A 22,032-nucleotide genomic window follows, 5' to 3' on the forward strand; every position below is an offset into this window, starting at 1 on the left:
CGAGCGCGACTCGCCCCGTGAGCCCGGATCGTTCGAAACATCGAATATGTCCGGCGTGTCGGATGTGACCGCCGAGGCGATCGATGCGGAGGCCGTCCCGCTCGACCCGTCCGGACCGCTCCTTCCGTCTTCCGCCGCCTCAGGCCCACTCGTCCCGTCCTCCGTCCCCGGCCCGTCCGACGTCTCCGGTCCGTCCGGTCCGTCCGGTCCGTCCGGCTCGCTCGGTGAGCCCGGGCCGCGTGACGTCTCCGGTGCGAGCCCGCTGAGCCGCTCCGTACCGGCCGAGCGGCCTGGCTTCGGTTCCGGTGGCGGTTCCCATTCCGGTTCCGACTCCGGGTGGTCGCCCCGCATCGTCCGGCTCGGCGCGCCCAGGCCAGGGCCTGCCGCCCGCGGCGCCCGCCGGTTCGGCGTGCCGCTCGTCCCGCTGCTCGTCGCCGGGCTCGTGGCGGGCGCGTTCGTCGCCGCGCGGGGCGGGAACGAGCAGAACCTCTCCACGGCCGAGCGCCCCGGCGGCGACCGGATCGGCGCGCCGTCCCCTGTCATCTCCGGTGACGGCGAACGCCGCAACGAGGCCACACCGCCGAGCGCTGGAGGACGCGCCCCCGCGAGCTCGGGCGCCCCGGAAGCGGCCGGCGGCCGTACCGCCGACACGCCTTCGGCCGACACGACCCCGGACGCCACGCCGACCCGTACCGCGTCCCCGCACCGGACCGTCGCCCCCGGGAAGGGCCCGTCCGCCACGCCCCCACGGACCGGCGGCACCACCGCCACCACCCGGCCGAACCGCCCCGCGACGGGTGGCGGCGGATCGTCCCGCCCCGTCTCCTTCGAGGCTCTGCGCGTCGGAGACTGCTTCGACATCGACCGCGGCGCGCCGGGCACCGCACTCCGGCGCAGCTGCGACACGCCGCACCACGCCGAACTCGTCGCCCGGCTCCGCCTGACCGGCCTTCACGCCACGGACACCGCGATCCGCGAGGCGGCCGCTCTGCTCTGCCGCGAACCCCTGCGCCGCAAGGCCGCGCGGCAGCCGCTCGGGACGCGCTGGACGACCTTCGTCCAGTACCCGTACCGGACGAGCTACCTCCTCGGCTCGGACGTCGTCGCGTGCAGTCTGGCCGTCACCACCAGGGGTGACGGCGCCCTCAGCCGCCCGCTCACATAGGCCCGGCGGCGAAGGCCGTGGCCAGAGCCGTCGCCGGATCCCGGTCAGGCGGTCCGGCGGGGGACCAGCGGCCACCCGCCTTCAGATACGGCCACCAGCGCCCGTCCTCGCCGAGCCGCAGCTGCGCCTCCGCGCCCACCACCGTCCACCGCGCGCCACCGGAGCGTCGCAGGGCCGGGCGATCGTCGTCCTCCCAGGCTTCCGTGAGCCGGGTCCCCGCCCACACGAGCGCCTCGGCGTCCGGCGTCCACTCCTCCTCCAGTACGGCGAGGGCGGCGGCGCCTCCGAACCCCCACGCGCGCGTGGCGAGGTCCATCTCCGCCCGCGTCCGACCCGAGCCGGTGGCGAGCCGCGCCGCGATCCAGGGCAGGGGGGAGCCCGCCGCGAGCCGCGCCGCGTCCTGAGCGACCGTCAGCGGAGCAGCCGGCACGGTCCGAACCGCCGCTGCCGCCCTGTCCGCCGGCGCCGTCCGAACCACCGCCGCCGTCCGAGCCGTCGGCGTCGCGGACACCGCGGCCCCGTCGTGGACCGACGTGCCACCGAGCGGCTTCACCTCGGCCGCCGCTCCGGCCGCGAGCGCCTCGACCAGCATCCGGTGGGCGCGGCCCGCCGCGTCCGAGGCGAGGAACTCCAGAGCCGCCGGGTCGACCCCGGGCTCCGGTTCCGTCTCCGTGTCCAGGGACAGCGACCGGCCCGGCGCCTCCGCGGCGACCGGAGGTGCGGGAAGCGGTGGCACGAGGAACCCCGCCGCGTAGGCCTCCTCGGCCGACACGCCCGGCATCCCTCCGGGACCCTCGGCCGCCTCCGCGCCCGGCGTGTCGTCCGTGACCCGCCCGCCGGTCGCGGCACGCGAGGCGCTGCGCGCCTGCAGCTGGTCCACGATGGTGCGCTCGCCGCGCCCCCGCATCAGGAGCAGGACGAAGGGATCCTCGTCGAGCAGCCGGGCCACCTGGTAGCAGAGCGCCGACGAGTGCGGGCAGTGGTCCCACGCCTCGCAGCCGCACTCCGGTTCGAGATCACCGATCCCCGGCAGCAGATCGAGCCCGGCAGCCGCCGCGTCCTCGACGAGGTGCGGCGGCATCTCGCGGTCGAGGAGGGCGGCGATATGACCCGCGCTGTCGACGGCGAGGTCCAGAAGCCGCTCCCACTCCTCCTCCGCGAACTCCCGCACCAGGACGTCGCTGCGGTACGCCGTGCCGTCGCGGTCCTTCACCACCGCCGTGATGCGGCCGGGCCGTACCGACACGGCGCCCACGGCTCCCGCGCGCGCGTGCCGTCGTCCCGCCTTGAGCTGCTGGCCGTCGAGCGCGGTGTCCTCCAGGGCCTTCAGCCATGCCAGACCCCACCAGGTCCTGGCGAAGGCCGCGCCCCGCGCGGGCGGCAGCGCCGCGAACGTCCGCTCGTCGGCCTCGTGTCCGTACCCGCTCATCGTGCGTCACCCCGCAGTCGTACGAGCTCCGCCAGCTCGGCATCGGTCAGTTCGGTCAGCTCCGGCGGGGTGTCCCCGCCGGTCCCGAGAACGGTGTCCGCCAGCTCCCGCTTGCGGTCGAGCATGGTGGCGATCCGGTCCTCGATCGTCCCCTCGGCGATCAGCCGGTGCACCTGCACCGGGCGGTCCTGTCCGATCCGGTACGCCCGGTCGGTGGCCTGGGCCTCGACGGCCGGGTTCCACCACCGGTCGTAGTGCACGACGTGCTCGGCACGGGTGAGGTTGAGCCCCGTACCGGCGGCCTTGAGGGAGAGCAGGAAGACCGGGACCTCTCCGTTCTGGAAACGGGCGACCATCGCCTCGCGCTCGGCGACCGGCGTCCCTCCGTGCAGGAACTGCGTCCGCACGCCCCGCGCCGCGAGGTGGGTCTCCAGGAGCCTGGCCATCCCGACGTACTGGGTGAAGACGAGGGTGCACGCGCCCTCGGCGAGGATCGTGTCGAGGAGTTCGTCGAGCAGCTCCAGCTTGCCCGAGCGGCCCTCGATCCTCGGGCGCTCCTCCTTGAGGTACTGGGCGGGGTGGTTGCAGATCTGCTTGAGCCCGGTCAGCAGCTTGACGACCAGGCCGCGCCGCGCCATGCCGTCGGCCTCGGCGATCGCCGCCAGGGTCTCCCGTACCACCGCCTCGTAGAGACCGGCCTGCTCCGGTGTCAGGGAGACGGCCCGGTCGGTCTCCGTCTTCGGCGGCAGCTCGGGCGCGATGCCGGGGTCCGACTTGCGGCGGCGCAGCAGGAACGGGCGGACCAGCGCGGCGAGTCGCGCCGCGGCGGCCTGGTCGCGCCCGCCCTCCACGGCGGCCGCGAACCGGGTCCTGAAGGCACCCAGGGTGCCGAGCAGCCCCGGCGTGGTCCAGTCGAGGATCGCCCACAGCTCGGAGAGGTTGTTCTCGACGGGCGTCCCGGACAGCGCCACGCGCGCGCGGGCGCCGATGGTCCGCAGTTGCCTGGCCGTCGCCGAGTAGGGGTTCTTGACATGCTGAGCCTCGTCCGCGACCACGAGACCCCAGCTCTGCTCGGCGAGTCGCCCGGCGTCGAGCCGCATGGTGCCGTACGTGGTGAGGACGAACCCACCGTCGGCGAGGTCCTCCAGACCGCGGGTGGCGCCGTGGAAGCGGCGCACCGGCGTTCCGGGCGCGAACTTCTCGATCTCCCGCTGCCAGTTGCCCATGAGGGAGGTGGGACAGACGACGAGGGTGGGGCCGGAGGAGGACGGGTCGGCCTGGCGGTGCAGATGCAGGGCGATGACCGTGATGGTCTTGCCGAGGCCCATGTCGTCGGCGAGACAGCCGCCGAGGCCGAGCGAGGTCATCCGGTGCAGCCAGTCCAGCCCGCGCAGCTGGTAGTCGCGCAGGGTCGCGGCGAGCGCCGGGGGCTGGGAGAGCTGCGGCCGGTCGCCCTCGGGCTCGGCGAGCCGTTCCCGCAGGCGTTCCAGCCAGCCGGTCGCCGCGACCTCCACGGGCCGGCCGTCGATCTCGGTGGTGCCGGTGAGGACAGCCGAGAGGGCGTCGACCGGAGTCATCGTGCGGTCCTGCCGCGACCGTGCCCGGTGCACCTCGGCGGGGTCGACCAGCACCCAGCGGTCACGCAGGCGGACCAGGGGCCGTCCGGCCTCGGCGAGCCGGTCGAGCTCAGCGCGGGTCAGCTCCTGATCGCCGACGGCGAAGCGCCAGTTGAAGCCGAGCAGGGCGTCGGCGGAGAGGAAGGAAGGGAGGGTCGAGGAGGGCCGTGCCTCCTCCGCCCCGTCGCCGGATCCGAACGCCGCCACGCCGGTTTCCTCGGCGCCGGACCGGAGTCCTTCCGTACCGGACCAGGACCCGTCGACGGCACCCGCGCCCCCGGCGGTGTGCTGTCCCTCCGGCGGTGGATCGCCCACCGGTCCGATCACCGCACTCGCGGTCAGCCGGTCGGCGAGTTCACGCGGCCAGTGCACCTGAACGCCCGCGGCCGCCAGGGCCGGGCCCGCCGTACCGAGCAGCTCCGCGACCTCCTCGTCGGCGAGTTCGACGGTGTCCGGCACGGCCGCCGTCAGGAGCGGCGCCAGCGGGGGCCAGGCCCGTGCGGCGCGCCGGAGGGCGAGCAGGGCGTCCATCCGGGCCCGGGGACCGAACGCCGCCGCCGTCCGGCCGGAGCCCGCCCACACCTCCGCCGCGTCCGCGACGAGGTTCGGGTCGGCGACGTCGTGCAGCTGCAGAACCGCCCGGAAGTCGGGAGCCTTCTCCGACTCGGCGGTGAAGCCCGGCAGTTCGAGCCTGAGTGACAGCCGGACGCCCGCGTCGTACACCGCCGCCACATCGGCGGCCCACGCCCGCTGCCCGGGAATCGACTGCGGCGCGTCGGCGGCGAAGGCCGAACCACCGGCGGCGAGCGGAGCGGCCGGGGTACGGGGAAGCGTGTCCGCGACGGCGTCGGTGAACGCGCGCAGCAGGGCCTCCGGTTCGGGAAGGAGCGGCGGCTCGTCCGACGTGAGCGGTACGGCGTGGGCCTCGGGAGGCATCGACGCGGCGAGCGTCCGCAACCCGGCGAGCTCGCCCGGCCCCAGCGGACCGGCCCGCCACGCGTCGACGCCGCCGGGGGTGAGGCCGGGCAGCAGCAGGCCGCGGGAGACCAGGTCGAGAGCGAGGAGCGAGGCGGCGCCCCAGAAGGCGCTGGCGGGTGCCGCGGTGTCGGAGAAGCGGGCATGCGCGAGCAGCGGCAGGGCATCGCGTACGGACAGGACACGCGCGGGGACCGTCACCGGCCGGAGGGTCTCCTCGTCCACCACCGTGATGTCGGCGCCGTCGACACGGGCGCAGCCGCTCCAGCTCACGACGGCGGTGTCGCTGTCGGTCCAAGTGTCCGGCCGGGTGCCGGTCGCGAGGTCTTCGGGGCCCGGCAGCACGTCGCCGTCCGCGGACCAGAAGGCGATCAGGCCCGCGCGGGGCGGATCGGCGGGGAGGAAGACGGCGGCGTGGCGGGTGAGTTCGAGCGAGGGGTTCCGGGAGGCGTCCCGGAAGGGCTCCTGGGCGGATACCGGAGGGGACGGCTGAGCGGGTTCGCGGGCGGAATCATCGGGTCCGTGCGACAGCGACAATGCATTCCTCAAATTTGACTACCTGACGTCCGAGCGGCCGAGGGTACCTCACCGCACCGGGTCGACAAGGTACTTGCCGCGCGTGATCCAGGCCACAGTCGCCACGGGGTGGGGCGAACCCCACCCCGTGCCCCCGGCGCACCCCCGATCGGGGAGGGGTGGTGACGCCATGGCCCGGATGATCACGGATCCGTACGTTCTCGGTAGGCGCCAAGGACCGTCACCGGCACGGTCGTAAGCGCCGCCACCGCCACCGCCCCCTGCGCCGCAACCGCCGCCACCGCCACCGCCCCCTGCGCCGCAACCGACGCGGACGCCACCGCCCCCTGCGCCGCCGGCGACACCACCGCCACCGCCCCCAGCGCCGCAACGGACGCAGACGCCGACACCGTCCGGACACCGAGGCTGACGCCGTCACGGACGCCGTCACCGCCCCACGCGCCGCCGCCCCGTCACGACCGACAGAAACCGGAGCCCGCCATGTCCCAGGCCACCGTCCTGCCCCCGGCCGCCGCCGCACCCGCCGCGGCGCCCGCCCGTGCCAAGGGCGGCAGCGAGTTCACCCCGCTCCTGCGGACGGTCAGGTCGCAGGGCCTCCTCGATCACCGCCCCGGCTGGTACGCCCGCGGAATCGCCGTCAACCTCCTCGGCGTCGCCGCCGTGGTGACCGGTCTCGCCCTGATCGGCCCCTCCTGGTGGGCGCTCCTCCTCGCCGTACCCCTGGCGCTGTTCTCCGCCCGGGCGGCGTTCGTCGGCCACGACGCGGGCCACACCCAGATCACCGCGAACCGCAAGGTCAGCCGGATCCTCCAGCTCGTCCACGCCAACCTCCTCCTCGGCATGAGCCGCGAGTGGTGGAACGACAAGCACAACCGTCACCACGCCCACCCCAACCACCTCGACAAGGACCCGGACGTCGCGGCCGACATCCTCGTCTTCGCCGAGCATCAGACGGCCGGCCGCACGGGGCTGCGCGGATTCCTCACCCGCCACCAGGCCTGGCTGTTCTTCCCGCTGACGACCCTGGAGGGCATCGCGCTCAAGGTGTACGGCGTCCAGGCCCTGCTCGCCGAGGACGGCCCCTGCCGTTCCCGCCGCGAGCGGCTCGTCGAAGGCGCGCTGCTCCTGGCCCACTTCGGCGGCTACACCGCCCTGCTGCTCACCCTCCTCACCCCCGCCCAGGCGCTCGTCTTCGCCCTCGTCCACCAGATGCTCCTCGGCGTCCACCTGGGCATGGCCTTCGCTCCCAACCACAAGGGCATGGAGCGGCCCGACGAGCACGCGGACGGCGACAGCTGGGGGCATCTCCGGCGCCAGGTGCTCACCTCGCGCAACATCCGGGGCAGCGCTCTGACCGACTGGTTCCTCGGCGGTCTCAACTACCAGGTCGAGCACCACCTCTTCCCGAGCATGCCGCGCCCGAACCTGCGTCTCGCCCAGCCCGCCGTACGCGCGCACTGCGCCGCCCTGGGCGTCCCGTACACGGAGACCGGTTTCGTGGAGTCGTACCGCCAGGCACTCGGCCATCTCCACGACGTGGGCGCGCCGCTGCGGTCCGAGTGGGCCGAGTAGGGTCGCAGTCGGTCACACCCGATGTGATCATCGGTGCGGTGGTCGGTGCTCCGGCCGTCGGAAAGCGGAGAAGGGGAACTCCTCGCCATGAGCGACGGCACGGTCATCACGGTCAGCAGCAACGGCACGTACACGTTCACCAAGCCCAACCGCGAGGGCATCACCCTCCTCGCCGGGCTCGGCGTGGAGGGCGACGTCCATGCGGGCGTGACCGTCAAGCACAGGTCGCGCGTCGCCCAGGACCCGACACAGCCGAACCTGCGTCAGGTCCACCTCATCCACGCGGAGCTCTTCGACGACGTCGCCGACGCCGGCTTCGAGGTCGCTCCCGGCGACCTCGGCGAGAACGTCACCACACGGGGGATCGACCTCCTCGGCCTGCCCACCGGTACCCGTCTGCACCTCGGCGCGGAGGCCGTCGTGGAGATCACCGGACTCCGCAACCCGTGCGCCCAGATCGACGCCTTCCAGCACGGACTGCTCAAGCAGGTGGTCGGCCGTGACGCGAACGGCGAGATCGTGCGCAAGGCCGGGATCATGGGCGTCGTGCTGGCCGGCGGCGACGTCCGCCCCGGCGACCCGATCCGCGCCGAGCTGCCGGAGGGCCCGCACCGTCCGCTGGAGAAGGTCTGAGCGACGGGCGCCGGGGCTCCTCCGGGGCCCTCGGGCTCACCCCTCCAAGGCGCAGGAGTCGACCACGTCACCGCTCGCGGGCCGGGTGATCGTCCGGTCCGCCGGGGGAGCCGTACCCCTCTCGACCCAGCCCGTCAGCGCGTCGAACGCGGAGCGGTAGCACGGCAGGATCGGACGCAGACGGTCCGGATACGTGTCGTACAGACCGTCGGTGTGCGTCCCGCCCTGCACCGTGTAGAACCGGTGCAGCCCGCCCCGGCCCCGCTCGTCGATCATCCGCGCGTACACGTCCGAGTCCGTGGCGAGCGGCAGCAGCGTGTCGAGGTCGCCGTGGAGGGTGATGAGCGGCTTGCCGATGCGACCGGTGAGCGCGACCTTCGCCACCGCGCGGTGGACGGAAGCGGGCCGGGAGGCGTAGTCGTACGCGGCGTCCGAGGCACAGGGCGCGAAGATCTGTTCCACGGTCCCGCCGGCGGTGGAACCGGGGCAGGCGGGATCGTACGTGGGGTCGAACTCGGCGCGGAAGATCTTCTGGGTCAGCCCCCAGTACGCCTTCTCGTAGTACGGCCACAGGAAGCGCGAACCGGGCGCGAAGCCCGCCGCGATCAGATCCTCGTCGGAGGCCTGTCCGAGCGACCGGGCCACCGTCACGGGCAGGCTCGTCAGGAGGTTGGGCCCGCGGGAGGTCCACAGCACGCCCTCCCAGTCGACCCCGCCGTCGTACAGCTCGGGCCGGTTCTCCAGCTGCCAGCGCGTCAGATAGCCGCCGTTGGAGATGCCCGTCATGTACGTACGCTCCGGGGCGCTGCCGTAACGCTGCCGAGCCGCCTTCTTCGCTGCCCGCGTCAGCTCCGTCACCCGGCGGTTCCACTCGGCGACCGCGTCGCCGGGACCGCGCCCGTCGGTGAAGAAGTCCGGCCCCGTGTTGCCCTTGTCGGTGGCGGCGTAGGCGAAGCCCGCGGCGAGGACCTGGTCGGAGATCAGCGCGTCCGTGGAGTACTGGCGCCGGGTGCCGGGCGCGCCGGTGACGACGAGGCCACCGTTCCAGCGGTCGGGCAGCCGGATGACGAACTGGGCGTCGTGCGCCCAGCCGTGGGTGGCGTTGAGCCGCGAGTCGTCGGGGAAGTAGCCGTCGATCTGGACGCCGGGGACGCCCGAGGGGTGACGGGACCCCAGGGCGGCGAGCCCGGCCTGGTCAGCGGTGTCGGTGTACGGCGTGCCCGCGAGCCCGGCGGTCGTCAGATCCGCCAGGCAGGCGGACTGCTGGTGCTCGGCGCCGGGAACGTGGAGCCGGTCCTGACGCGCGCAGTGCGCGGGGGTGCCCGCCCCTGCCTGCTCCTCCGCCCCTGCGGGACCCGCGGGAGCCAGGACGGTGACGGCGGTCAGGAGCGCTGCGAACAGCGGGACGCCTGGGAACAGGCGCATGGAGGCCTCCGAGGGGGCGAGGGAAAGGGATGCGGCGCCACATCGTGCGGCGCACCCTCACCACCGGGCCATGGTCCCGGACCACACCTCGGGCCGTCGGGTGGTGTGGACCGGCATGACACCCTCGCCGCGCGCCTCTGGAGAAGGACGAAGGCACTGTCGGCGGCCGACCAGGCCGACCAGGCCGACCAGGACCCGATCAGGAAGGCCGGACGGCCATCGCGTCGAGCCCCTCCAGCAGCGCCGGCAGCCGCGGACCGCGGGCGACCGGCAGGACCTCGCCCGGCAGCTCGTCGAGCAGGACGAAGGCCATGTCGTCGGGACGCGCCACCAGCGACCAGCCGGGGCCGTCCGCGCGCAACGTCCGCACGCCGCCGTCCGTACCGGAGTCGGAGGACCGCACCCGTCCGACCGGCGGCGGCTCCTCCAGATAGCCGCGCAGCTCGTCGAGGGCGCGGCGGACCCCGGCGTACGGGTCGGCGGCGGCCGGTGCCGCGTCGGTGGACGGCGCGGTCGTCACCGACGCCGCCGTGCCGGTGGACGGAGCCGTGCTGGCGGGAGAGGACGCCTGAGCGGACGGCGCCGACTTCCGGGCGGAGGGCCTGTCGAACCACGTCGTGGGCCTGGGCGTGGTCTCGACCGGTGTCCCGGACGGGACGACGGGCGTGGACGGCGCCGTGATCCCGGACGGCGCCGGTGTCCCGGACGGGGTCTCCGACCCTGTGCCGGGCGGCGCGTCGTCCGTCACCTGGCTCCGCCAGGCCGACCACTGGAGCGCCACCTCGTCCGCGCCGAGGCGCCGCTGGGCAGGTCCCCACGCGTCGCCGGACGGCGGTACCAGCGGCGCCGGGTCGCCCTCCTCGGGCTCCGGGTCGTGCGGGTCGGGCACGCCGGGCGCGCGGGTCGCCACCGCGAGCGGCCAGCCCGGCAGCCCGGCGACCACCGAGTGTTCGTCGGGGGAGAGGTCGTAGGCCATACCGCAGTCCCAGGAGGCGATGGCCACCGCGACCAGTGACACATCGTCCACGACGACCGTCCACCGCGCGCCGAGCCCGTCCTGGCCGAACACGAGCCCGTACCCCTCGGCGTACGGCTGGAGCCCGAGGGCCGCGCAGGCCGCCGGGTAGTCGTCGCCGAGGACGCTCGGGAAACGCGCGGGCGTCAGAAGTGCCGCGGTCAGCACGAACAGCGCGTCGGCAGCGCCCTCGCCCTCGGCCTCGGCGATCGGGTCCGTCCCAGCCACGCATGCCTCCCCATCTGGTTGTCGGCGCACCTTAACCAGTGAGCAGGGAGGCCTGTCCATAGCCCGGCGCCGTGACCTGCATCGCCGTACGGGTCCGGGCCGGGCGACAGACCGCGGCGGCGGCGTGCCCCGGCCCGCCCCGTACCGAGGGCTATGCCTCGGCCGGCGGTCGCCCCGCCGGGTCCTCCCGCAGGCCGAGGAGCGAGCGGGCCACCGCCCTCGGCGACTCGTTCCGTTCCCTGGCGAGGGTGAGGACGGCCCGGCAGGCCAGTTCGTTGACGCCGAACGACAGCATCCCGGGGGAGACCCGGCTGGCCGCCTCCTCGGCGCGAGCCGGATCGTCCTCGGCGGACGCGGCCACGTACTCGGCGGCCGCCTCGAAGAGGTTGTGCCCCTGCCGCGGGCGCGGTGGCGCCGGCGCGGCGGCCTCGGGGGCCCGCCGGGCGGACGGAAGGAGCCTCCGCAGTCTTTCGGGTACCCGTGCCACGCCGCACCGCCTTTCCCGGGCACGACTGCCCGGCACATCCACGGTAGTCAGTGCAGTGCCGCGAAAGAAGGGTGCGTTGGGGTCTGTCAGGGAGCCCCACCGCTGGTGGGCCACTGCTGGGCAGGCGGTGTGGCGTCGCTGAGGAGCGGGAGGTTCCTCTCGACGGCCTTCTTCCAGGAGCCGTCGTCGATCATCTTCTGGAGTGCCCGTCGGACGGCGCCGTTCGCGTCGCCGCCCTCCGGAACGCCGATGCCGTAGGGCTCGTCGCTGACGCTGAAACCGGCGAGCTTGAACCGGCCCTTGTACGTGTCTCGCGCCGCGTACCCGGCGAGCAGCGTGTTGTCGGTGGTGACGGCGTCGACGGCGCCCGTGGCGAGGTCGTCGATGCAGCGGGAGTGGCTGTCCCGGGTCACGACCTGTGCCTGGGGGGCGAGCTTCGTCCGGATCAGCAGCGCGGTACTGGAACCGGTGGCCGTGCAGACCTTCCGGCCGTCGAGATCCGTCGGGCGCTTGACCGTGGTGTCGTCCGAGGGGAGCAGGACGTCCTGATGGGCCATGAAGTAGGGGCCGACGAAGTCGACCTTCTGGTCCCGCAGGGAGTTGTACGTGTACGTGGCCACGACGAGGTCGACGTCCCCGCCGGTCAGGAGCGACTCGCGCAGGGAGCTCCGGGCCTCCTTCCAGACGATGTCGGCGGGAGCGTGCCCGAGCACGCGGGCGACGTAGGTCGCCACGTCCACGTCGAGACCCGCGTACGTGCCGTCCGGGTTCTTGAAGCCGAGTCCGGGCTGGTCGAACTTGATGCCGATGGTGATCTTGGCTCCGCCGGTCGGGTCGGCGCCGGACGCGCCCGTGGCGGGCGTGGACGGTCCCGACGGTGAGGATCCCTGGCCGCTCGGCTTGCCCTCGGCACGATCGCCGTCTCCGTCGTCCTTCGTGCCTCCGAGCGGGAGGAGGTTCCAGACGAGCACACCGCTGAGGACGACGGCCGCCCCCGCGACCGCCGCGTACATCCCGCCGCGCCGTCTGTGCGCCGTCGGCGGCCGGGCCGGGAGCGGGGGCGCGAGGGGGAAGGAGGTGGCGGTGTCCGCGCCCGCGTCGACGGCGGGGCGTCCGTCGCCCGGGCCCGCATGCGGAACCCGTTCCCGCGGCTCAGGCCGCGGCTGCGCTCGATGCGGGGGCCGAGGCGGAGACGGGGTCTCCGGCCCCGGCCGGTGGTGGGCGTCCGTTCCGGCACGGGCCTCCACGTCGGCGAGCATCCGGTCCAGGGCCTCGCCGTCCGGGCGCGCCGCCGGATCCCGTACCAGCACGTTCGTCAGGACCCGGGTCAGCGCCCCGGCCCGCAGGGGCGGCGGCACGTCCTCGCCGAGGACGGCCGCGAGCGTGGCGAGCGTGTTCGCGCGTCGCAGCGGATGGTGGCCCTCCACCGCGACGTACAGCGTCATGGCCAGCGACCAGAGGTCGGCGGCGGGCCCGCCCTCCTCGCCGCTGACGCGCTCGGGCGCCATGTAGTCGGGCGTGCCGATGATGGACCCGGCGGCGGTGAGGGCGGTGGCCCCGTGGATCGCCGCGATGCCGAAGTCGGTCAGGACCGGCTGCCCGTCGGGCCGCAGCAGGACGTTCGGCGGCTTGATGTCCCGGTGCTGGATGCCCACCGCGTGGGCCGCCCGAAGTCCCGCGAGGATTCCGCGCCCCAGAGTCGCCGCCTCGCCGACGGTGAGTTCACCGCGGTCGAGGCGGTCCTGGAGGGAACCGCCGGGGACCAGTTCCATGACGAGCCAGGGGTACGTGCCCTCCCCGCCGTCCACGATGTGATGGATGGTCACCACCTGGGGGTGCGCCACGCGCGCGAGTGCCCGGGCCTCACGCAGAACCCGGATGCGGAGTTCGCGGGCGGCCTCGGGGTCGTACTCGGCCAGTGCGGGGTCGGGCGGGCGGACCTCCTTGAGGGCCACCTCACGATGGAGCGCGAGGTCCATGGCACGCCACACGGTGCCCATACCGCCCCCGCCGAGCCGCTCCATCAGCTCGAACCGATCGTCGACCACCCGCGCCACTCAATGCCCCCTCCGTCACACCACCGGCTTTGCCCGACTCTGCCACATCCGGGCGAGCTATCCGGTCGGATCAAGTACGGGGCCAGGGGGCCCTCTTCGGGCCTGTCCGGTCCGTTCGCGCTCCGTACGGAAGTACGGAGCGCGAGCATCCGTGCCTCAGTTCTCCCGTACGGCCATGGCCAGGTAGCGGGCGTCCTCGTCGACGTAACCGACGAGCCGCCAGCCGGCCTCGGCGAGTACGGGACGCAGCCGGGGTTCGGCGCGCAGGTCGTCGGGGGTGATCCGACGGCCGTGGCGGGCCGCGAGGGCCGCGCGACCGATCGGGTGGAAGAGCGCGAGCCGGCCGCCGGGCCGCACGACGCGGGCGAGTTCCCGCAGATCGGCCACGGGATCCGCGAGATGGGAGACGAGCCCCGCGCCGAAGACCGCGTCGAGCGCGCCGTCGCGCACCGGCAGGCGTCCGACGTCGGTGAGCAGCAGCGTCGCCGTTCCGGCCGTGCCGCCGCGCCCGGCGGCGACGGCCCGCGCGAGCATCTCGGGGGTGAGGTCGGCTCCGAGTACGGTGCCGGACGAGCCGACGGCCTCGCGGAGCGGTGTGAGGGCGCGTCCGGTCCCGCAGCCGGCGTCGAGCACCGCGTCGCCCGGGCGCAGGCCGAGTTCCCTCACCGCGGCCGCGTACGCGGGGCCGTCGTCGGGAAAGCGGCTGTCCCAGTCGGCGGCGCGGGCGCCGAAGAACTCTCGGACGTGTGTGGGGTCATCGCTCATACGCCCATGATTCCGTACCCGGAGGAGTGACCGTCGTCTGTGAACATTTTGTGTGCATCGTCTGCGTGCACGTTCGAGCCCGGTGTGATCGTTCGGGATCATCTCTCTGTCATATTCCATCAGCTTTCGAAATGCGCCCCTGGTGCGCCCCCTGATGCGCACTAGCGTTCCGGAGCCATGGGACACCTGGACCACGCCACCTTCGGCTGGCTGACACCTGTACTGGCGTACGCGATGGCCTGCGTCGGCGCCGCCCTCGGGCTGCGCTGCACCGTTCGCGCCCTCGACGCGACCGGCCGCTCGCGTCGCAACTGGCTGCTCACCGCGGCCTCCGCGATCGGCACCGGCATCTGGACGATGCACTTCGTGGCGATGCTCGGCTTCGGCGTGGCCGGCACCGACATCCGCTACAACGTTCCGCTCACCCTTCTCAGCCTCGTCGTCGCGATGGTCGTCGTCGGCGTCGGGGTGTTCGCCGTCGGCTACGGACGCGACCGCGTCCGCTCGCTCCTGATCGGCGGACTCACCACGGGTGTCGGCGTGGCGAGCATGCACTACATGGGCATGGTCGCCCTCCAGCTCCACGGTGAGGTCCACTTCGACCCCCTCTTCGTCGGCCTCTCCGTGCTCATCGCCGTCGTCGCCGCCACCGCGGCCCTGTGGGCGGCCCTCAACATCCACTCGCCCGCCGCCGTGGCCGTCGCCTCGCTCGTGATGGGCGCGGCCGTCACGAGCATGCACTACACCGGCATGTTCGCGGTGCGGGTGGACGTGGTCCCCTCGACCGCCACCCTCCCCGGCGCCACGCTCATGCAGTTCATCTTCCCGCTCGCCGTCGGCCTCGGCTCGTATCTCTTCATCACCTCCGCCTTCGTCGCCCTCTCGCCGACGGCCAAGGAGCGTGCGGCGTACGCCTCCGCCGGCCGCCTCACCGACGACCGGGCGGTCGACGTCGCGCCTCCGGGCTTCCGGTCCGCCGAGGCCGTCCGCACATCGACGAGCTGAACCGAACCCCGTACGCCACGCACCAGAGACCGTCGCAGCCGGAACGAGGAGGCCATGCGAACTCCCCGCAGGACCAACGACGCCGAGGCGCCGGCGCCGCCGTCGGCGGCCGCGCGCGGGCGGCGCGCACACGCCGGGCCCCCCGCCGACGAGCCGGGCGAACCCACACCCGAGGGCTTCCCCGGCGCCGGTCACCCGGCCTCCGCCGGACACCCCCCGGCTTCCGCCGGACACGGACCCGACGCGGGACACCGCCCGGCCTCCGCCGGACACGGAGACGACGCGGGGCACGTGGCCGGGACCGGCCGTGTCCCCGGTCGCACAGCCGCCCTCGGTCGATCGGCCGCCCCCGGAGACCACGTCGCCCCCCACGGCCGCCCGTCGTCGCCTCATGCCGCGGCCGGGCACGGGGCAGGCGTTCCGCGTCACGGCCTGCGGCCCCGCACCGTCCGCGCCAAGATCGTCTCGCTCCTGATGGTCCCGGTCGTCTCGCTCCTCGCACTCTGGGGCTTCGCCACCGTCACCACGGCCCAGGACGTCGCCCGGCTCCGTCAGCTCCAGCGCGTCGACGCCGAGATCCGCGAGCCCGTGACGGCCGCCCTCGCCGCCCTCCAGGCCGAACGGCGCGCCGCCGTACGGCAGACAGCCGCCCCCGGCGCCACCCGGGCCGCCGAGCTCAAGGACCGGATGCGCCGCATGGACGAGGCCGTCGACCGCCTCCGCCTGGACGAGACGCACACCGTCGGCGACACCGGGGACCTCCCCGGCGACGTGGGGGAGCGGGTCAGCGCCTTCGTCGGAAAGGTCGAGGGCCTCGCCCGGCTCCGTACCGCCGCCTCCGACGGACACGCCGACGGGAACCAGGTCTACGAGGAGTACACCGCCGCCGTCTCCGCCGCCTTCGCCGTCGGCGGAGCCCTCGCCGGCATCCAGGACGCCCAGCAGGGCTCCGACGCGCGCGTACTCCTGGAATTCGGCCGGGCCGGCGAGATGCTCTCCCGCGAGGACGCGCTGCTCACCGCCGCCCACCTCACCGGACGGTTCTCGGAGGAGGGGCTCCGCGCCTTCTCCGGCGCCGTCGAGACCCGGCGCACCCTCACCGCCTCCGCCACCGCCGACCTGCCCGCCGCCGCACGGGCCGCGTGGGACCGGCTCGCCGTCGGCGGAGACCACACGCGGCTCACCCGGGCCGAGGACCGCATCCGCGCCGAGAGCCCCGGCCGCGCCGCCGCCCAGGCGGTCCCCAGCGCCGACTGGGACGACACCCTCGCGGCCGTACGGAGCGGACTCACCGCGATCGAGACCGACGCCCGCGCCGCCGCGACCGACCGCTCCGACCCCTTCGCCGGTGGCGTCCTCACCGCGGCCGGCGCGGCGGTGAACCTCGGTCTCGCGGCCGTCGCCGCCTCCCTCGTCATCTCCGTCCGGATCGGCCGGGGCCTGGTCGTCGAACTCGTCAGCCTCCGCAACACCGCCCTCGGCATCGCACGCGGCAAACTGCCCGCCGCCATGCGGCGGCTGCGCGCCGGGGAGGAGATCGACGTCGAGGCCGAGACCCCGCCCGGTCCCGTCTCCCAGGACGAGATCGGACAGGTCGGCGAGGCACTCACCACCGTCCACCGCGCGGCCCTCTCCGCCGCCGTCGAACGCGCCGAACTCGCCAGCGGCATCTCCGGTGTCTTCGTCAACCTCGCCCGGCGCAGCCAGGTCCTCGTCCACCGCCAGCTCAACCTCCTGGACAGCATGGAGCGGCGCGCCGACGACCCCAACGAACTCGGCGACCTCTTCCGGCTCGACCACCTCACCACCCGGATGCGCCGCCACGCCGAGAGCCTCATCATCCTCTCCGGCGCCGCCCCCGGCCGCGCCTGGCGGATGCCCGTCCCGCTGACCAACGTCGTCCGTGCCGCCGTCTCCGAGATCGAGGACTACGCGCGCGTGGAGGTCCGCCGGCTCCCCGAGACGGCCGTCGTCGGCGGCGCCGTCGCCGACCTCACCCACCTCCTGGCCGAACTCATCGAGAACGCGGCCCAGTTCTCTCCGCCCCACACCAAGGTCCGAGTCAGCGGGGAGCCCGTCGGCAACGGATACGCCCTGGAGATCGAGGACCGGGGACTCGGCATGGGCAAGGAGACCCTCGCCGAGGCCAACGCCCGCATCGCCCAGTCCGAGGCCCTCGACCTCTTCGACAGCGACCGGCTCGGCCTCTTCGTGGTCAGCAGGCTCTCCTCCCGCCACGACATCAAGGTCCAGCTGAGGACCTCCCCGTACGGCGGCACCACGGCCGTCGTGCTGCTCCCGACCGATCTCCTCCAGGGCGCCCTGCCGCCGGGCCGCAGCGCCGCCGCGAGCGGCGGAGGAACCGACACACCCCCCGCCGGAACGCCGCAGGCGCGCGACCCCCGGACGCCCGCCCCCGACCGGGGAGAGCCGGGCGCGGACCATCGGCAGAGCGGCGACGACCGGACGACGGGCGACCGGTTCGGCCCCGACGGGATCGGCTCGCACCGCCTCGGTTCCGACCGGCGCACGGACGACGCGCGCGCCGCACGCGAACGCGAGGAGGCCCAGCGCGCCGAGGCCCGCCGCTTCGGCCGTCCCCCGGTGCCCCGCCCGCCGGCGCAGGCCGGTCCGCCCACCCAGGCCCCCACCCTCGGGGGAGGCACCCCCACGGGGCCCGTCCCGGCGCCGCGCGGGTCCGCCCCGCAGCCACCGGGCGGCGCCCGGCCCGGAATCCTGCCCAGGGAGACGGGCGGCGCCCGGCCGCCGGTCCCGCCGCAGCCCCCCGCTCCCACGCGCCCGCAGTCCTTGCCGCGCCCGACCGTCGTGCCCGCGCTCACGGCCCCCACGGAGCCCGGACCGCCGCCCTCCGGCGTCACCGAACTGCGTCGCCGCGGACCGTCCGTACCGCCGGCCCGGCAGCAGCAGCCCGGCACGCCCGCAGGTGCCACAGGTCCCGCGGGTGCGGCCGAGCACGCCGGACACGGCGACGACGCGGACGGCGAGCTGCCGCGCCGGGTACGACAGGCGAGCCTGGTCCCCCAGCTGCGCGAGGCACCCCCCTCGGCACCGGTGTTCGTACCGGCCGATCCGGGCACCGACGCCCGTACCCCGGAAGTCGTGAGGGACCGCATGGCGGCCTATCGCGACGGCTGGCGGCGGGGCGGCGGTGCGGCCCCGGGCAGCAGACGTCCCCTCGGAACCGGCACCGGTCACGAACCCGGCCACGGCACCACCCCCCTCGACGCACCCCGCCCCGAAGGAGACCAGCGATGATCGACCACCAGAGGATCTCCCACCACCGGTCCGGCGAGCTCGACTGGCTGCTCGACGACCTCGTGATGAGAGTCCGGGAGGTCCGCCACACGGTGGTGCTGTCCAACGACGGGCTCGCCGTCGGGGCCTCCAACGGGCTGAGCCGCGAGGACGCGGAACACCTCGCCGCCATCGCCTCCGGCTTCAACAGCCTCGCCAAGGGGGCGGGGCGTCAGTTCCACACGGGCGGCGTCCGCCAGACGATGGTCGAGATGGACGACGGATTCCTCTTCGTCGCCGCAGCGGGCGACGGCTCCTGCCTCGCCGTCCTCAGCTCCGTGAGCGCCGACATCGGCCTCATCGCGTACGAGATGGCCCGCCTCGTCAAGCGCGTCGGCGAGCACCTGCACACCCCGCCGCGGCTCACGGTGACCCCGCCGGCCGCCGGCTGACCCGGAGAAGGCCCATGAACGAGGACAGCACCGGCGGCGGCCCGTCCGTGCCGGGCAGTCAGTGGTACGACGCCGACGCGGGACCGCTCGTGCGCCCGTACGCGATGACCGGTGGCCGGACCAAACCGGGGCCCAGCAACGTACGGTTCGACCTCATCGCCCTCGTCGTCGTCGACGACGACCCGCCCGGACCGGCCGAGGAATCGCTCCTCGGCCCCGAACACCGGTCCCTGCTCGCCCTGTGCCGGGCCGAGACCCAGTCGGTCGCCGAACTCTCCGCCGACGCCGACCTGCCCGTCGGTGTCGTGCGGGTCCTCCTCGGCGATCTCCTCGAGTCGGGCTTCGTACGCGTCAGCCGGCCCGTACCGCCCGCACAGCTCCCCGACGAAAGAATCCTGAGGGAAGTAATCGATGGCCTACGAGCGCTCTGAGAGCACCGGTGCGGACGACGAAGTGGACACCACCGCCCTCGCCCTGAAGATCCTGGTCGCCGGTGGGTTCGGCGTGGGCAAGACCACCCTGGTCGGTGCCGTCAGCGAGATCCGGCCGCTCCGCACCGAGGAACAGCTCAGCCGTGCCGGCGAGTCGGTCGACGACACCGGGGGAGTCGCCCAGAAGACGACCACGACCGTCGCCATGGACTTCGGCCGCATCACCATCCGCTCCGGACTCTCCCTGTACCTCTTCGGGACGCCCGGTCAGGACCGGTTCTGGTTCCTGTGGGACGAGCTGTCACAGGGCGCGCTCGGGGCCGTCGTCCTCGCCGACACACGGCGACTCGAGGACTGCTTCCCGGCCGTCGACTACTTCGAGCACCGGAAGATCCCCTTCGTGGTCGCCGTCAACTGCTTCACGGGCGCGCGTACGTACGGCGCGGCCGACGTCTCCCGCGCACTCGACCTGGACCGGGGGACGCCCGTCGTCCTGTGCGACGCGCGCGATCGTGACTCCGGCAAGGAAGTGCTCATCCGGCTCGTCGAGTACGCCGGGCGGATGCACACCGCCCGGCTCCTCGACACGGTCTGCTGAGTCGCCGTACCACCGGCCGTGCCGGGCCGGGCCGGTCAGTCGGCCACGCCGGCCTGGGCGATCACCTTCTGGACGCGTACCCGGACGAGGAGTTCGCCCGGTACCGCGTTGCGCTCCCCGAACTCGTCGGCCCGGTCCTCGCCCATGTAGCGGGCGCCGATGCGGCTGGCCCAGTGGCGCAACTCCGCCGGTTCCTCGCTGAGTTCGGCGCGACCGCTGAGCACGACGAAGGAGAACGGCGGGGTGTCGTCGTCGACGCACAGGGAGACCCGGCCGTCGCGCGCGAGGTTGCGTCCCTTCACTGTCTCCTTGCCCGTGTTGAACACCAACTCGTCCCCGTCCAGGAGGAACCAGATCGGCGCGACGTGCGGACTGCCGTCGTCGCGCACGGTCGCCAGCTTGCCGGTACGGGTTCCCTCGGACACGAAGGTCCGCCACTGATCATCGGTCATCCTCGTCATGCCCCCATCCTGCGGCACGCGCGGGCGTGGTGCAGTGCTTGCCCTGTTCACGACAGTGCGTAAGGCTTGCGGCGATACGGCGGACCACCGCGGCACGGGGACCACGGGACAACCGGGTCACCGGGACGCACCACCCAGGGGGAGGACCACTGATGGCGTTGGACAAGGGACTGGACTGGCTGCTCGACGACCTGACCAAGCGAGTCGGATTCATACGGCACGCGCTCGTGCTGTCGAACGACGGCCTGGTGACGGGCGCGAGCAGCGGACTCGCACGCGAGGACGCCGAGCACCTCGCGGCCGTCTCTTCGGGCCTGCACAGCCTGGCCCGGGGCTCCGGTCGGCATTTCAGGGCGGGGCGGGCGCGCCAGACGATGGTGGAGTTCGACGAGGCGCTGCTCTTCGTGACGGCGGCGGGCGAGGGCAGCTGCCTCTGCGTCCTGAGCGCGGCGGAAGCGGACGTCGGCCAGGTGGCGTACGAGATGACGCTCCTGGTCAACCGCGTAGGCGAGCACCTCGGCGTGGCGGCCCGGCAGCCGGGACGCCCGGAGGGCGGCCTGATCTGACGCCACCCCAACCGTCCTGAGGGAGTCGTCCACAGACGGTTGTCCACAGGCCGTGCGGAAGTCGTCACTCTGCGTTACGTTTTCGGTGGCGGGTCGGAGCGATCCGCGACACGGAGAGACCACGGACGTACGGGGGAGGGCCACGCGATGACGGTGGACGAGGGAGCGCGCACGGTGACGGTGACGCCGGGGCGGGCCGCGCAGGAACTGGAACTGAGGCGCGACGAGTTCCGGCTCGCGGTTCAGCTCGGCCTGGTGAGGACGGTGCCGGCGGGGGAGGGCGGACGACGGCGGGTCGAGAGGGGTGAGCTCGACCGGCTCAGGGCCGCGCCCGACTTTCCCGTCGGCCTGCGCGAAAGGGTGCACGCGGTCGGCACGGGGGAGGCGGCGGCGCTCCTGGAGATCACTCCCGAGCGCTTCGTCAGGCTGGCCCGGACGGGCCACGTCAGTCCCGTGCGGTTCTCCCTGAACCGCTACCGGGCGGTGGTCTGGACGTATCTCGCGGAAGAGGTCGCCGCGTTCGGCCTCACCTGCCCGGCGCTGCTCACCGGGCGGCTGCCCGTGGAACTCCGTGAACGGCTGGCCGCGCACGAGGACCTGCGACCCAGGAACTGGCGGACACGGCGGCTCGGCGCGCTCCTGCGCGCCACGGACGACCCATGGGCACGGGCCGCCGCCATGGCCTCGATGCTCGACCCCGTCCAGGTGGCCGAGGTCGTCGACGACCCCTACGAGCGCGCCCACCTCGACCGGCTGCGCCCCTCGGCGCCGCCCGGGATGCCGGTGCGGGCGGAGGCACGCGACATCGCCGAGCGGCTCATGAGGGCCGACGACCCGGACGAGATCCTCTGGCACCGGATGAGCCTGGCCCTGGCGCTCGACGAGGCTCGGACGGAGCAACCCGCGCCGTATCCCGGCGCTTCGGGGCGGCCAGGTGCTGCGGGGGAGTGGCCCGGGGGCGGGGTGTCCCTGGGGATGTCGCGGCGGCCGGGTGTCGCGACCGCGGAGCCCGGACCGCTCCTGCCGCCCGCGCGGGCCGTACCGGCCATGAGGGCCGTGCCGTCTCTGCCGCCCCTGCCACCGGCGGTACCGGTGGCCTCGGCTCCTGTTCATGGCCTCGTCCCTGCGTCTGCGTCTGGGTCTGCACCGGCTCCTGCACCGGCTCCACCTCCAGCTCCGGCTCCACCTCCAGCTCCGGTTCCGGCGGGGCTGCCGAGCGCGGTGGACCGTCCGCCGAGCCGTCCGGCCGCGCGCGCCAGGCTCCTCGACCGGCTGCGGCGCCGGAGGGCCGCCGACCGTGGGCGGGCCGGTGGGCGGAAGCGCCCGGCCTCCTGGCCCTGACGACGGCGGCGCGCGGCGT

The 22,032-nt window shown here is 74.2% G+C and carries 18 protein-coding genes; 10 read left to right on the top strand and 8 right to left on the bottom strand.

Annotation, left to right across the window (positions count from 1 at the left end; all coding sequences use genetic code 11):
* Positions 1-55 precede the first annotated feature (55 nt).
* A complete protein-coding gene (locus tag OG392_RS35140; protein ID WP_329286307.1) occupies positions 56-1,165 on the top strand; it encodes a hypothetical protein in 1,110 nt (369 codons plus the stop codon).
* Here the strand turns inward: OG392_RS35140 and OG392_RS35145 are convergent.
* Together OG392_RS35145 and OG392_RS35150 are read right to left on the bottom strand one after the other, a co-directional pair.
* Entirely contained in the window at positions 1,158-2,594 is a 1,437-nt protein-coding gene (locus tag OG392_RS35145) for an SWIM zinc finger family protein (RefSeq protein ID WP_329286309.1), read from the bottom strand. The genes OG392_RS35140 and OG392_RS35145 overlap by 8 nt on opposite strands.
* Complete coding sequence (locus tag OG392_RS35150) at positions 2,591-5,722, bottom strand: DEAD/DEAH box helicase (RefSeq protein ID WP_329286310.1); 3,132 nt, start codon at positions 5,720-5,722, stop codon at positions 2,591-2,593. Before OG392_RS35150 ends, OG392_RS35145 begins: the two co-directional genes overlap by 4 nt.
* Before the next feature lie 480 nt (positions 5,723-6,202).
* Here OG392_RS35150 and OG392_RS35155 point away from each other — a divergent pair, with 480 nt between their 5' ends.
* On the top strand, positions 6,203-7,294 hold the full coding sequence (locus OG392_RS35155; protein ID WP_329286312.1) for a fatty acid desaturase family protein: 1,092 nt from the start codon (positions 6,203-6,205) through the stop codon (positions 7,292-7,294).
* Positions 7,295-7,381: 87 nt separating this feature from the next.
* Positions 7,382-7,927: an MOSC domain-containing protein gene (locus OG392_RS35160; RefSeq protein ID WP_329286314.1), complete on the top strand. Its 546-nt coding sequence runs from the start codon at positions 7,382-7,384 to the stop codon at positions 7,925-7,927.
* A 36-nt stretch (positions 7,928-7,963) separates the two neighbouring features.
* On the opposite strand, the gene OG392_RS35165 is transcribed toward OG392_RS35160, so the two are convergent.
* The 5 genes from OG392_RS35165 to OG392_RS35185 form a co-directional block, all read right to left on the bottom strand.
* Entirely contained in the window at positions 7,964-9,352 is a 1,389-nt protein-coding gene (locus OG392_RS35165) for a tannase/feruloyl esterase family alpha/beta hydrolase (protein WP_329286316.1), read from the bottom strand.
* Positions 9,353-9,551: 199 nt separating this feature from the next.
* Positions 9,552-10,595 carry a hypothetical protein gene (locus tag OG392_RS35170; protein WP_329286317.1) on the bottom strand — a complete coding sequence of 348 codons (1,044 nt, stop codon included), beginning with the start codon at positions 10,593-10,595 and terminating at the stop codon, positions 9,552-9,554.
* A 151-nt stretch (positions 10,596-10,746) separates the two neighbouring features.
* Complete coding sequence (locus OG392_RS35175) at positions 10,747-11,082, bottom strand: hypothetical protein (protein WP_329286318.1); 336 nt, start codon at positions 11,080-11,082, stop codon at positions 10,747-10,749.
* A gap of 86 nt (positions 11,083-11,168) precedes the next feature.
* Positions 11,169-13,106, bottom strand: coding sequence for a bifunctional serine/threonine-protein kinase/glutamate ABC transporter substrate-binding protein (locus OG392_RS35180; protein ID WP_329287652.1), 1,938 nt, complete (start codon positions 13,104-13,106; stop codon positions 11,169-11,171).
* A gap of 189 nt (positions 13,107-13,295) precedes the next feature.
* The gene (locus OG392_RS35185; RefSeq protein ID WP_329286321.1) at positions 13,296-13,904 is read right to left on the bottom strand and encodes a class I SAM-dependent methyltransferase; all 609 of its coding nucleotides are present in this window, start codon (positions 13,902-13,904) and stop codon (positions 13,296-13,298) included.
* Positions 13,905-14,081: 177 nt separating this feature from the next.
* Here OG392_RS35185 and OG392_RS35190 point away from each other — a divergent pair, with 177 nt between their 5' ends.
* From OG392_RS35190 to OG392_RS35210, 5 genes are read left to right on the top strand one after another with little or no spacing between them, the layout of a single operon-like run.
* Entirely contained in the window at positions 14,082-14,909 is an 828-nt protein-coding gene (locus OG392_RS35190; RefSeq protein ID WP_329286322.1) for an MHYT domain-containing protein, read from the top strand.
* A 54-nt stretch (positions 14,910-14,963) separates the two neighbouring features.
* Positions 14,964-18,185 (top strand): sensor histidine kinase, encoded by a 3,222-nt coding sequence (locus OG392_RS35195; protein WP_329286324.1) that lies wholly within the window; start codon positions 14,964-14,966, stop codon positions 18,183-18,185.
* Positions 18,182-18,616: a roadblock/LC7 domain-containing protein gene (locus OG392_RS35200; RefSeq protein ID WP_329286325.1), complete on the top strand. Its 435-nt coding sequence runs from the start codon at positions 18,182-18,184 to the stop codon at positions 18,614-18,616. The genes OG392_RS35195 and OG392_RS35200 overlap by 4 nt, the downstream gene beginning before the upstream one ends.
* 14 nt (positions 18,617-18,630) lie before the next feature.
* Positions 18,631-19,047 carry a DUF742 domain-containing protein gene (locus OG392_RS35205; protein WP_030316908.1) on the top strand — a complete coding sequence of 139 codons (417 nt, stop codon included), beginning with the start codon at positions 18,631-18,633 and terminating at the stop codon, positions 19,045-19,047.
* Positions 19,028-19,645, top strand: coding sequence for a GTP-binding protein (locus tag OG392_RS35210; RefSeq protein WP_329286327.1), 618 nt, complete (start codon positions 19,028-19,030; stop codon positions 19,643-19,645). Before OG392_RS35205 ends, OG392_RS35210 begins: the two co-directional genes overlap by 20 nt.
* A 35-nt stretch (positions 19,646-19,680) precedes the next feature.
* Here OG392_RS35210 and OG392_RS35215 read toward each other — a convergent pair whose 3' ends face one another.
* Positions 19,681-20,106, bottom strand: coding sequence for a PPOX class F420-dependent oxidoreductase (locus tag OG392_RS35215; RefSeq protein WP_329286329.1), 426 nt, complete (start codon positions 20,104-20,106; stop codon positions 19,681-19,683).
* 152 nt (positions 20,107-20,258) lie between these two features.
* Here OG392_RS35215 and OG392_RS35220 point away from each other — a divergent pair, with 152 nt between their 5' ends.
* Positions 20,259-20,672, top strand: a complete 414-nt coding sequence (locus tag OG392_RS35220; protein WP_329286331.1) for a roadblock/LC7 domain-containing protein — start codon at positions 20,259-20,261, stop codon at positions 20,670-20,672.
* 147 nt (positions 20,673-20,819) lie between these two features.
* Positions 20,820-22,013, top strand: coding sequence for a DUF6397 family protein (locus OG392_RS35225; protein ID WP_329286333.1), 1,194 nt, complete (start codon positions 20,820-20,822; stop codon positions 22,011-22,013).
* Positions 22,014-22,032 lie beyond the last annotated feature (19 nt).

This window comes from Streptomyces sp. NBC_00691, from assembly GCF_036226665.1.
GTDB lineage: Bacteria > Actinomycetota > Actinomycetes > Streptomycetales > Streptomycetaceae > Streptomyces.